The sequence below is a fragment of the Flavobacterium silvisoli genome (assembly GCF_004329815.1).
Taxonomy (GTDB): Bacteria; Bacteroidota; Bacteroidia; order Flavobacteriales; family Flavobacteriaceae; genus Flavobacterium; species Flavobacterium silvisoli.
On the sequence record NZ_SJPE01000005.1, the window covers coordinates 46,259 to 60,065 of the forward strand.

The following is a 13,807-nucleotide window of genomic DNA, read 5'->3' on the forward strand; positions in this document are numbered from 1 at the left end:
GATGAAGACGTTAATTTTACAGGCACTCTTATGTTTAAATCTTATCGGTTTTTCAAACATACTTTATGCACAACCTGCTAATGATGCTTGTTCATCTGCCACACCTATAACAGTAACTGTCGGGAGCTGTAGCTCAACTTTATATACCAATGTAGCGGCAACTTCAGTGGGAGACCCGTCAATACCCTCCTGTTGGTTACCTAACAGTTTGAGTCATAGTGTTTGGTTTTCTTTTGTGGCGACCACCGCAGACATTGAAATTTCAACCAATTTCAGCGGATCATTAGCCAACACTCAATTAGCGGTATACAGCGGATCTTGTGGCTCTTTAACTCAAATCGCCTGTCAGGAAGACATTAACGCAGCCTCAGGATTATTTCATACAGATGTTGTATTGCATGGTCTGACCATTGGAAACACGTATTACCTAATGGTTGACGGTAACGGAAACACCACCGGTACATTTGGCATTTGCGCACAAGAAGCACTACCCATTGGTCCTACCTTACCCGTTCAAGATTGTGTGACTGCCTTAACATTGTGTAATCTCAACAGTATATCGGTTCCGAACGGAACCGGTAGTGTGGGAATCAATCAGGAAAGCCCCTCTTGTTTTGGGGCTCCGGGAGAACGTTCTTCTAATTGGTACAGCTTTACGGTTGCTACATCCGGGATATTGCAATTTGCTATAACCCCAAATTCGGTCATCGATTATGATTTTGCGGTTTTCAACACCACTTCATCCTGTCCGGGAACAGAAATATCATGCAACTGGAACGGTACAACAGGACCTGGTGGTGTTACCGGGTTGGGATGTTCCGGACCACAGTGTAATCCCACTATCAATGTTACCGCAGGGCAAACCTACACCATCCTTGTAGACCGATTCACCTCTACTTCATCGGCAGGATTTACTCTTGATTTTACCGGGACGACAGCTACCGTCACAAGTCCGAATCCCTCTTTTACTGCAACAACTGTCTGTATAGGTTCGCCTACACAATTCACAAATACCACTAACGGAAATTATACATACAATTGGAACTTCGGTGATGGATTTACCTCAACATTGGAGAATCCGTCACATACTTATGCCAGTGCCGGAACCTATAATGTGACACTGTTATTGACGGCTGTACCCGGTGGATGTCAAAATGCTATTACATTACCGGTTACTGTAAAACCCTTACCGATTGTAGATGCGGGAACTGCAGCTCCTGTCTGCTCTGGCGGATGTACAACATTAAACGGATCAACTAATGCACTCGGTGCCATTGAACCGTTTTCATTTTCCAACAATAACACCTATGCTATTCCTGACAACAGTACCACTGGTGTTTATTCACCTGTAGCTGTAAGCGGAATCATTCCTGCAACAATTAACAACACATCAATCGCCTCCGTTTGTTTGTCTATTGCCCATGCCTGGGACGCTGATGTAGACATTTTTTTGGTATGTCCTAACGGAACCCAAATAGAATTATCAACCGACAATGGTGGTTCGGGCGACAACTATACCAATACTTGTTTTACGCCTACAGCCGTTAATCCAATTACTTCAGGAGTTCCTCCTTTTACAGGAACTTATGCCCCAGAACAAGCTTTCAGTTTATTAAACGGATGCAATGCTAACGGAACCTGGCAGCTTTTCGTAAGAGATGATGCCGGGGCAATAACCGGAAATATAACCGGTTGGACCATAACTTTTAACAACAATATACCGCCTTACACATGGTCACCTACAACAGCCATGACCAATTCTACTACATTAACCCCTATGGTTTGCCCGAGCTCAACCACAACTTATACTTTAACCGCCAGTAATGGTACCGGATGTACCACTACTGATACGGTTACGGTAACTGTAAACACACCGGTTACCCCAACTTTTACGGCTGTCTCACCTATTTGTTCCGGGGCAACATTAGCCGCATTACCAACTACTTCTAACAACGGTATCACCGGTACGTGGTCACCAGCACTTAATAATACAGCTACTACGACCTATACTTTTACACCTGCGGTTGGACAATGTGCAGTACTAACAACATTAACCATAGTAGTTAACCCAAATATTTCTTCGGTATTCAGCGGTGTCACTCCTATATGTTCAGGAGCAACATTAACTCCGCTACCCACTACTTCCAACAATGGTATAACGGGAAGTTGGTCCCCGGCATTAAACAACACCACTACTACTACGTATACTTTTACACCAACTGCGGGGCAGTGTGCGACTATCACAACTTTGACCATAACGGTAAATCCAAACGTAACTCCTGCATTTACGGCAGTAACTCCTGTTTGTTCAGGAGCAACAATAACAGCGTTACCAACTACTTCAAACAATGGAATCACAGGAACTTGGGCACCGGCTTTAAACAATACTGTTACAACAACGTATACTTTTACACCAAACTCAGGGCAGTGTGCAACTTCAACCGGTTTGACGGTTACTGTTAATCCCAACATTACCCCAACATTTACAGTTGTAGCGCCTATTTGCTCCGGAGCTGCTTTAGCTGCCTTGCCAACAACTTCCAACAACGGGATTAGCGGAACATGGTCACCTACCATAAACAACACTGCCACAACACCTTACACCTTTACCCCTACTATCGGGCAATGTGCTACAACCGCTACTACATCTATTACAGTCAACAGTAACCCAATCATAACAGGCACATTGACATTTTGCAACGGTAGTACATCTCAACTCAACGGTTCAGGAACACCCGCAACAGTCAATCCGTGGATTTCATCTAATACCGGAGTGGCAACCGTAAGCAGCACCGGTTTGGTAAGTGGTATTTCCAACGGAACTTCGACCATTACTTACACCGACAGCAATGGCTGTTCAACCACAACTACCGTAACAATAGCTACTAATATAATTCCAACCTTTACGGCAATTGCTCCTATCTGTTCAGGAAGTACTCTATCGGCTTTGCCCAATACTTCTAATAACAGCATTACAGGAACATGGACACCCGCTATAAACAATACCGCCACTACAACATACACTTTTACCCCAAATACCGGTCAATGTGCTCAAAGCACTACCTTGACAATAACCGTCAATCCTAATATTGTACCTACTTTTACGGCTATAGCTCCAATTTGTTCAGGAGCAACTTTATCAGCATTACCAACTCTTTCTAATAATGGCTTTACCGGAACTTGGTCACCGGCACTTAATAACACTTCAACAACCACATATACCTTTACTCCAACGGTTGGTCAATGTGCTACAACCACTACCTTGACAATATCGGTTAATAATAACGTTATTCCAACGTTTACAGCAGTAGCACCTATCTGTTCAGGAGCTTCTCTTTCGGCTTTGCCAACCACTTCAAACAACGGTTTCACGGGAACTTGGTCACCGGCATTGAACAACACAGCAACGACAACTTATACCTTCACACCTACAACGGGGCAATGCGCTACTACAACTACTTTGACCGTGACAGTTAATTCAAATACAATTCCAACATTTACGGCAGTAGCTCCTATCTGTTCAGGAGGAACGCTGAGTGCATTAACGACTACATCCAACAATGGTTTTACCGGAACTTGGTCGCCGGCATTAAACAATACAACCACTACAACTTACACTTTCACTCCGACCGTGGGACAGTGTGCCACAACAACTACATTGACAATAAACATCAATCCGAATATTACTCCAACTTTTACCGCAATACCGCCCATTTGTTCAGGAGGAACACTTAGTACATTACCTACAACTTCAACCAATGGATTTACGGGCAGTTGGTCTCCGGCATTGAACAATACCACTACTACAACTTATAGCTTTACCCCAACGGCAGGACAATGTGCCACTACCGGAAGTTTGACTGTAACTGTAAACCCAAATATTACCCCGACTTTTAATGCCGTTGCGCCAATATGTTCGGGAAGTACTTTATCGGCTTTGCCCAATATTTCTACCAATGGATACACAGGTAGCTGGTCTCCGGCTTTGAATAATACGACAACTACAACTTATACCTTTACCCCGACAATAGGACAATGTGCTACCTCAACAACAATAACGGTAAATGTCAATAACAATCCAACCATCAGTGGGAGCTTAACCTTTTGTAACGGAAGCTCCTCACAACTTAACGGTACAGGAACACCAGCAATTGTGAACCCTTGGATTTCTTCCGATACCAGTGTGGCAACCGTAAGCAGCACCGGTTTGGTAAGTGGTATTTCCAACGGAACTTCGACCATCACTTACACCGACAGCAACGGCTGTTCAACCACTACAACAGTAACAATAGCTACTAACATACTGCCGACATTTGCCGCAGTAGCACCAATCTGTTTCGGAGAAACTTTGACGGCATTACCAACAACTTCAATTAACAGCATAACCGGAATTTGGTCACCGGCTTTAGACAACACTAATACTACAACTTATACTTTTACACCTAATGCCGGACAATGTGCCTTGACTACCACTTTAACTATCACTGTTAATCCGAATGTTGTCCCAACGTTTACAGCCATAGCACCTATATGCTCAGGAACAGCAATTTCACCATTACCTACCACTTCAAATAATGGATATACCGGAACCTGGTCTCCGGCATTGAACAATACGGCCACTACAACTTATACATTTACGCCTACCTCCGGTCAATGTGCCACTACAACTACTTTAACCATAACCGTTAATCCGAAAATCACACCAACGTTTACAGCTGTTGCTCCAATTTGCTCTGGAGCTACCTTATCAGCTTTACCAACCACTTCAAACAACGGTTTTACCGGAACTTGGTCACCGGCCCTGAACAATACGGTAACAACTACATACACCTTCACGCCTACTGCAGGACAGTGTGCCAATATCAAAAAACTAACCATCACGGTTAATCCTAACGTTACACCAATATTCACAGCCGTGCCGCCAGTTTGTTCAGGAGAAACTATAACACCCTTACCAACCACTTCTACTAATGGATACACAGGGTCTTGGTCTCCGGCTTTAAACAATACAGCTACCACTACCACTACCTATACTTTTACTCCAACGGTTGGTCAGTGTGCAACCACTACAACCTTAACTGTGACTGTTAATCCAAACATTACTCCTACCTTTACGGCAGTAACTCCTATTTGTTCGGGAGGTACTTTGACACCTCTTCCTACTACTTCAAACAATGGATATACAGGAAACTGGTCACCGGCTTTAGACAATACTAATACCACAACTTATACATTCACCCCTACCGCAGGACAATGTGCAACTTCGGCAACATTAACAATAACTGTTAATCCGAATATTACTCCAACCTTTACGGCTGTAAGCCCGATATGCTCTGGCGGAACTTTATCATCCTTGCCAACCACAGCCAACAATGGGTATACCGGAACTTGGGATCCGGCTTTGGATAATACCGCTACAACAACCTATACTTTTACCCCTACTGCGGGACAGTGTGCTACTCCCACTACTTTAACCATAACTGTTAATCCGAAACCTACCATTTCCGGAAATCTGACATTCTGTAGCGGCAGTTCCTCACAATTAACAGGAGTTGGGACTCCTGCGTCAGCTAACCCTTGGATTTCATCAAACACAGCCGTCGCTACAGTAGATAATTCAGGATTAGTAACCGGAATTAGTGGCGGAACGTCTTCAATAACTTATACAGATGAGAATGGGTGTTTTGTAAAAGCAACCGTTTCAATTGTTACGAACATTCTACCTAACTTCTCAGCAGTGTCACCTATTTGTTCCGGAGCTGCGTTATCTGCTTTACCTACAACGTCAAATAACAGTATTACCGGAACTTGGTCACCAGCTCTGGATAATACCGCTACTACAACTTACACCTTTACTCCAACTGCGGGTCAATGTGCTACTGTCTCTACTTTAACTATAATCGTTAACCCTAACATTACACCAACTTTTACGGCTGTGACTCCAATTTGTTCAGGAGGCACCTTATCGGTTTTGCCTACTACCTCTAATAACGGATACACCGGAAGCTGGACACCGGCTTTGAATAACATGGCGACTACCACCTATACTTTCACTCCAACAACGGGGCAGTGTGCCATAACGACAACTTTGACGATAACCGTAAATTCAAACTTAACTCCCACTTTTACAGCTGTTCCATCGATTTGCTCGGGAGCAACTTTATCGGCTTTGCCCACCATTTCAAACAACGGATTCACCGGAACGTGGGCTCCGGCATTGGATAATACCGTTACAACAACTTACAGTTTTACTCCTGCAATAGAGCAATGTGCCACTTCAACCACACTGACAATCACAGTTATTCCCAACGTAATACCTACCTTCAATGCTATCGCACCAATTTGTTCGGGAGATGCATTATCGGCGTTACCTATTATTTCCAACAACGGTTATACCGGAACATGGACTCCTGCTCTCAATAATACCGCAACAACAACTTACACCTTCAATCCGACGGCAGGACAATGTATTACACCGACAACATTAACCATAACCGTTTATGCTTTACCACAATCAAATTCGGTTCCGCCATTGTATTATTGCGATCCTAATAATGACGGTTTCGGCGTTTTTGATTTAACGCAGGTAATTCCTGTCATAACCGGTGGAAATCCTTATCCGGTAAGCTTTCATGAAACGATAACAGACGCTGAGATCAATGGGACAGTCATTCCTAATCCTTCGGCTTACCCTAATATTTTTGAAAACCATCAAATCATTTACATAAGAGTCGAATCAGTTGAAACACCTATGTGTTATAAAGTTATCACTTTGGAACTGATTGTAAACCCAACACCGGAAGCCCAAAAACCGAATGACTATCATGTATGTGACAACAATTATGATGGCTTTGCCAATTTCAATCTGACAACAATCACTTCTGAAGTAATGGGCTCCATAAATCCGGCTACTCATAGTATTGTTTACTACACTAATTTAGCAGATGCTACATCCGAAACCAATCCGATTACTAACCTTGTTGACTTCACCAACCAGACTGTTAACGCGCAAACGTTATGGATTAGGGTTGAAAATATCGCTACCGGTTGTTATGATATTGTTACTTTACAGCTGATAGTCGATCCGTTGCCAACCACTATGCAGCCAAGTTATACTCCTTACAGTCTTTGTGATACTTCTTTGCCTGACCAATATGAGATATTTGATTTAGGCTCTAAAATTCCGGATATTCTGATGGGGCAAACTGGAGTGAATGTAACGTTCTATTTCAGTCAGGCAGATGCTTTGGCCGGAATAAATGAATTACCGTTGCTTTATACCAATGCTGTTCCTGCCGTACAAACGTTGTGGATTAGATTAGAAAATAACGACAGTGGATGTTTTGTTCTTTCTACTATTGACATACGCGTTGAACCTATACCGAGTCCGATTCCCCCGGATGAGCCTTATACCATTTGTGATACCAATCAGGATGGCATCAGTGCTTTTAATTTAAACACATTGACTTCCGATATTCTGCAAGGGGCAAATTATACAATAACGTATCATGAAACTCTTACCGATGCGGAATTAGGAAATAATCCTTTGGTGAGTCCGTATTTTAATCTGTATCCCTTTGTGCAATTTATTTACGCTGCTGCGGTTGATAATACCAACGGTTGCCGAAGTGTGATTCCGATTGAACTGCATGTTGATCCTCAACCTGAAATCCCTGTAAACATTGATTCAGTGATTCAGTGTGATCAAGACAATAATCCGCAAAACCAATCGATGGTTTTTAATTTAACACAGATTACTCCTTTGGTATTGGCTGAGCAAGACTTACCGGCCTCGAGTTATAGTGTTACCTATTACACGACACAAACTAATGCGATTTCCGGACTGAATCCGATCATCAATACCACCAGCTATACCGGGTTTAACCATCAAATCATTTGGATTAGAATAGAAAATAACAGCACCTATTGTTTTGCCATTGGTTGGTTTGAATTGTTAATCAATCCGCCATTGGCTTTGACCACGCCTACACCGCTTAACATGTGTGACGATGACAATGTACCCAACAACTTATATACTGTTTTCGATTTAACTGTAAAAAACAGTGAAATCACTCAAGGGCAGCCCAACATGATTGTGACCTATTATCCGAGTCATCCTGTAACAGCTTCGAGTATTCCTATTCCGAATCCGACGGCATATACCAATACAATACCTGCCGTACAAACGTTGGGCGTTATGGTTACAAATGCTCAAGGCTGTCGAAGCTATACAACATTAGACATTAGGGTTTTACCTATTCCGACACCTAATAACCCGCATATCACTGTTCCGGAAATGGTTTTGCCTGCTCAATGTGAAACCGTTGCCGGGTCGGATGTGGCTGTTTTTGACTTAACAACTTACCAAAACTACATTACGAATGGTGATCCAAATGTTGAGCTGCATTACTTTCCATCACATACAGATTTGGTTAACAACACCAACGAAATAGTAAACCCCGGTTCAGCTACCGTTGGTGATGCCTCTATTGCAGGCATCACTATTAATCAAATCCAATACGTTTATGTAGCTGTATCAAGCAAGGTTTTTGCTGATTATATGGGAAGAAAATGCTACAAAGAAGTACAACAGGGCTTTATTGTTAATCCATTACCGGTGGCAGCCGCTGTCTCGGATTATCAGATATGCGAAAACGATCCTTCGGGTATCAACGATGGTATTGAAATCTTCGATTTAACTTCACAAACAACCGCATTATTAGCAGGTAATCAAACTACACCCACGTCAAATTACAGCATACGATTTTATGAAGACAGTACTTTAACACAACCCATTAATACCCCTTCAAATTACACCAACATAACCAACCCGCAACTCATTTTTGTACAGATTACCAATACAACCACCGGATGTAAAAGTGCTGTTGGCAGTTTTACCATCAAAGTCAATCCGAAACCAACCGCTACCGCTCCGGCCAATTTTGAAACTTGTGACACGGATGGAGTTAATGATGGATTCTATACTTTAGATTTAAGCACCTACATCAGCGGAATTATTGGTAGTCAAACCAATGTGAACACAACTTTTTATAACAATTTATCCGATGCACAAAATGGGGTTAACGCGATAATAGATTTAATTAATTATCAGGCATATACTCATACGCTTTGGATTCGGGTAGAAGATATGACCACTGGATGTTACCAGTTAGCCCGGTTCGTTTTGGTTGTTGAGAAACTGGCTGAACCCATAATTACCTCTGAAAGCGATACCATTTGTGTAGCTTATGGCAGCAATACGCTAATCAGCGGAACACAATTGAACAGTGGTATAACTAACAATAACTATACTTTTTCCTGGTCATTGAACGGCACGGTAATTCCGAATGCAACCGGACCGACACATCTTGTAAACACTGCTGCTCCCGGAAACTATACAGTTGCAGCCACGAGCAACAATCCTCCTCTATTAGGCTGTACTTCTCTTGTCTCAAATACTTTTACGGTAATCCAATCGGGACCTCCTGTGGCTTCAAATCCGGCCTATACAATCAGTAATGCTTTTGAAGACAACCAAACGGTAACAGTCAATGTTTTTGGATTTGGGGAGTATGAATACAGTTTGGATGACGGTCCATTCCAAAGCAGCAACATCTTTCAAAATTTATCATCTGCTCCGCATACCATAACTATTCGGGATGTTAAAACAAATAACAGCTGCGGAGAAATTGTTTTGGTCGATATTCAAACGATAGATTATCCGCATTATTTCACGCCTAATAATGATTCTTACCACGACACCTGGAATGTGACCGGTCTGGAAAATAAACCGGCACGCTTGTACATATTTGACCGTTACGGAAAATTGCTGAAACAACTCAGCACATCAGGCGATGGTTGGGACGGGACATACAACGGACACGAACTACCGGCCACTGATTATTGGTTTAAGGTAGAATATCCTGAAGGGTCAGAATGGAAAGAATTTAAAGCTCATTTCTCGCTCAAACGGTAATTAGTGAGGCAATTTATCTTTGAAAAAACCATATAGAAAAGTTCCGAAAACCGCACCAAACAAAACCAATCCGACACTTAAAAAGCCTGAGCCTAGAAGAATGAAAATAGGACCCGGACAAGAACCTACCATAGCCCAACCCAACCCAAACAATAGCCCCCCGATAAGGTATTGAGCGGTCCCTTTTTCTTTGTCTTGTATAACTATCGGATTACCTTCAATGTCTTTTAATTGTTTTCGTTTAATGATTTGAATCCCTATTGCTCCGGTAGCAATGGCCACCATGATGATACCGTACATGTGGAACGACTGAAACTGAAACATTTCATAAATGCGGTACCAGGAAACCGCTTCGGCTTTGGTTAATACAATTCCGAAAATAAAACCCACCAATATAAATTTCAATAATTTCATAGCTTAAAAAATCAGAGGTAAAATAAAATGTGCCATAATCAATCCGCCAACAAAGAAACCGATGACCGCTTTTAAAGACGGTAATTGCAAGTTACTCATCCCTGAAATGGCATGACCGGAGGTACATCCGCCGGCATATCTTGAGCCAAAGCCAATTAGCATACCTCCTACTATCAAGATTAAAATCATTTTAGGTGATTGAAATACCTGATTACCGAATAAAGCATCAGGCAATACTTTTCCGTTAGGAGCCTCAATGTTCATTACCGCTAACTGTTCTACCGTTTTGGGGTTTAAGGTAACATTGGAAGGATCGTTCAAAAAATGAATGGCCACATGTCCTCCCAACATAGCTCCGACTACAACAGCCAAATTCCAGCGTTGCGATTTCCAGTCCCAATCAAAGAAAGGCACTCTTTTACCAATTCCCGTCATGGCACATAGCGAACGAAGATTCGAGGACATTCCAAATACCTTTCCGAAGTAAATAAGAGTCAGCATTATTAGACCTATCAGAAAACCTGAAATAGCCCAATGCCATGTGTGAGTAATATATTCCATTTGTTGTTTTTTTTTTGCAAAAATAGCAATATTAACCATTTATACCTTTATTCCTTTTTGGTAAAAATAAAGTACTTTTGGTTCCAAATTAGTAAGTCAAAAATGAAAAACTATTCAATTGAAATAAAATGGGCCATTCGCTTTAGTCTACTTACGCTGGCTTGGGCCATTGGTGAAAAATTCGTAGGATTGCATGACGAACGCATAGCCGACTATGCCCTTTACACCAACCTTTTCGGATTACCGGCCTTGTTATTCTTTGTTATGGCTTTGAAAGAAAAGAAAAAATATTTCTTCAACGGAACTATGACGTGGACGCAGGGATTTGTCAGCGGTGTAATACTGTCGTTTATCATTGCACTATTGACTCCGTTGACGCAATACGTGATTTACAAAAGCATCACCCCTCATTTTTTTGAAACTATTATTGCCTACAAATTAAAAAGCGGTTTCATTACCGAGGCAGTAGCCCAACAGTATTTTAATCTGAAAACTTATATGTTTCAAAATTCGTTCAGTAACTTATCGCTTGGGATTTGTACCGGTGCCCTGGTTTCATTATTTATTCGAACAAAAAAATAAAGTTGCACGGTTATTGTGTAATCTCAAAAAAACATTTTATCATGAAAAAAATAATCAAACTAAGCTGTTTTATTGCACTAACTGTTCTTTTAAATTCTTGTGTGAGTACCAAATCTACTCTGAAAAATGTAGACGATAACGCTCCGATTCCAACGTTGACCAAAGACAATACTTTTTTACTGACCGAATACAGCAAGGATAAAAAATACGGGTATGATCCTGATTATCCTATCAATGTTTTTTATAAAAACACCAAAGACGAAAATCTAAATGCCGAACGCTTCTTAAATGCTTTAGCCGGACCCAAAGGCGAAAAAATAACGTTTACCAAATTAGAAAGTTGTTGTCCTTTTCCCACTAAGAGAAGCGAAATGGGTGCCGGCTTTTTAGATGTATACGAATTGACCTGGCCGGGGCAATCAACTCCGGTAAAGCTTTACCTAAACATTTATGAAAGAGGATATTTATTAGTGCCCCTAGGCCTTTCCGTTAAAAGATAACTTAACACAATAGCTCTCAGAAAGTAAGCAAATTATTCATAACTTAGCGGTTTTTAAATCCTAAATATTATGAATATTAATGCTATTCCACAAATCAAAAATACGGATAGTGGAAATTTCTTTGTTCTTGCCGGTCCTTGTGCCATAGAAGGCGAAGAAATGGCAATGCGAATTGCTGAAAAATTGGTCAGTGTAACTGACAAACTACAAATTCCTTATGTTTTCAAAGGTTCATTCAAAAAAGCAAACCGTTCCAGAATAGACAGTTTTTCCGGAATAGGCGATGAAAAGGCCCTTAAAATTCTCCGAAAAGTTTCCGAAACATTTCACGTTCCCACTGTAACCGACATTCATGCTCATGAAGATGCAGCCATGGCCGCCGAATATGTTGATATGCTGCAAATACCGGCTTTTTTGGTTCGCCAAACGGATTTGGTGGTAGCGGCAGCTAACACAGGCAAAGTAGTCAATCTTAAAAAAGGACAATTCATGAGTCCGGAAAGCATGAAACACGCGGTACAAAAAGTATTGGACTGCAACAACCAAAACGTTATGGTAACCGACAGAGGCACTATGTTTGGATATCAGGATATGATTGTAGATTTTCGCGGAATTCCTACCATGCAAAACTACGCTACCACCGTACTTGATGTAACGCATTCATTACAACAACCCAATCAAACCGCAGGAGTAACCGGCGGAAGACCCGATATGATTGAAACTATCGCCAAAGCGGGAATTGCTGTAGGTGTTGACGGTATTTTTATAGAAACGCATTTTGATCCGGCTCATGCCAAAAGTGATGGCGCCAATATGCTACACCTTGATTATTTTGAAGGACTTATGACCCGTTTAGTTGCTATACGAAAAACCATTAATCAATTTTAATATTCTTGTTTTGAAAACATATAAATTTCTTTTACTCTCTACTTTTTGGGGCCTTACCCAATTAGCTTCGGCACAAGAACAAATGACTACCTCGGATAAGTATACGGCACATAACAAAGGTAAATTTTATGTGTTTTGGGGTGGAAATCGGGAAAGTTTTACCAAATCTGATATTCATTTTACAGGTGATGATTATGATTTCACTTTATACGATGTAGTGGCACATGACAAACCCAAAGGTTGGCAAATGGATTATGTAAATCCTGCCAGAATGACCATCCCGCAGACCAACCTTAGAATAGGATATTTTATAAATGACCACTACAACATTTCAATTGGCTTAGACCACATGAAATATGTGATGTATCAGGATAGAGCTGTAGATTACAGCGGTTACTATCCAAATCAGGGAAGTTACGGAGAGCAATTGCCAAATAACCAACTATTGCTTACTGAAGCATTTCTTAAATTTGAACATACCGACGGATTGAACTACATCAATACAGAGTTTTGCCGGGTAGATGATATTTCAAAATTATTCACAATTACCAATACGGATAAATTCCAGGTGAACATCACTGAAGGAATCGGAACAGGTATTTTGCTTCCTAAAACCAACTCTACACTTTTAGGCAAAGAAAGACATGATGATTTCCACATTTCGGGTTATGGTGTTTCGGCAAAATTAGGTTTGAACTTAACCTTCTTCAAACACTTTTTTATGCAAGCAGAATTAAAAGGAGGCTACATTAACATGCCGGATATCAGAACCACCAACGATCCGGCGGACAGAGCTTCTCAACACTTTTTATTCCTCCAAAGAATCATTGCTTTCGGAGGAGTTTTCAAGGTATAATTTTCACTGAGCTATTGACCAAAACCAATT

Annotated in this window: 7 protein-coding genes; 5 read left to right on the plus strand and 2 right to left on the minus strand. The window is 41.3% G+C overall.

The window, feature by feature from the left end; all coding sequences use genetic code 11:
- Nucleotide 1 precedes the first annotated feature (1 nt).
- On the plus strand, nucleotides 2–9,976 hold the full coding sequence (locus EZL74_RS05790; RefSeq protein WP_131475655.1) for a T9SS type B sorting domain-containing protein: 9,975 nt from the start codon (nucleotides 2–4) through the stop codon (nucleotides 9,974–9,976).
- Here the strand turns inward: EZL74_RS05790 and EZL74_RS05795 are convergent, their stop codons facing one another.
- Nucleotides 9,977–10,390 carry a DUF6691 family protein gene (locus tag EZL74_RS05795; protein WP_131475656.1) on the minus strand — a complete coding sequence of 138 codons (414 nt, stop codon included), beginning with the start codon at nucleotides 10,388–10,390 and terminating at the stop codon, nucleotides 9,977–9,979. It abuts the gene before it with no gap.
- 3 nt (nucleotides 10,391–10,393) lie between these two features.
- On the minus strand, nucleotides 10,394–10,951 hold the full coding sequence (locus EZL74_RS05800) for a YeeE/YedE family protein (protein WP_131475657.1): 558 nt from the start codon (nucleotides 10,949–10,951) through the stop codon (nucleotides 10,394–10,396).
- Between the two features lie 102 nt (nucleotides 10,952–11,053).
- On the opposite strand from EZL74_RS05800, the gene EZL74_RS05805 reads away from it, so the two are divergent.
- The 4 genes from EZL74_RS05805 to EZL74_RS05820 all read left to right on the plus strand — a co-directional run bounded on the left by EZL74_RS05805 (nucleotide 11,054) and on the right by EZL74_RS05820 (nucleotide 13,777).
- Nucleotides 11,054–11,533 (plus strand): DUF4199 domain-containing protein, encoded by a 480-nt coding sequence (locus EZL74_RS05805; RefSeq protein WP_161971706.1) that lies wholly within the window; start codon nucleotides 11,054–11,056, stop codon nucleotides 11,531–11,533.
- 41 nt (nucleotides 11,534–11,574) lie between these two features.
- A complete protein-coding gene (locus tag EZL74_RS05810) occupies nucleotides 11,575–12,033 on the plus strand; it encodes a 2-dehydro-3-deoxyphosphooctonate aldolase (protein WP_131475659.1) in 459 nt (152 codons plus the stop codon).
- A 69-nt stretch (nucleotides 12,034–12,102) separates the two neighbouring features.
- Nucleotides 12,103–12,921 carry a 3-deoxy-8-phosphooctulonate synthase gene (kdsA, locus tag EZL74_RS05815; RefSeq protein WP_131475660.1) on the plus strand — a complete coding sequence of 273 codons (819 nt, stop codon included), beginning with the start codon at nucleotides 12,103–12,105 and terminating at the stop codon, nucleotides 12,919–12,921.
- Nucleotides 12,922–13,003: 82 nt separating this feature from the next.
- On the plus strand, nucleotides 13,004–13,777 hold the full coding sequence (locus EZL74_RS05820) for a hypothetical protein (RefSeq protein ID WP_240034567.1): 774 nt from the start codon (nucleotides 13,004–13,006) through the stop codon (nucleotides 13,775–13,777).
- Nucleotides 13,778–13,807: the final 30 nt, after the last annotated feature.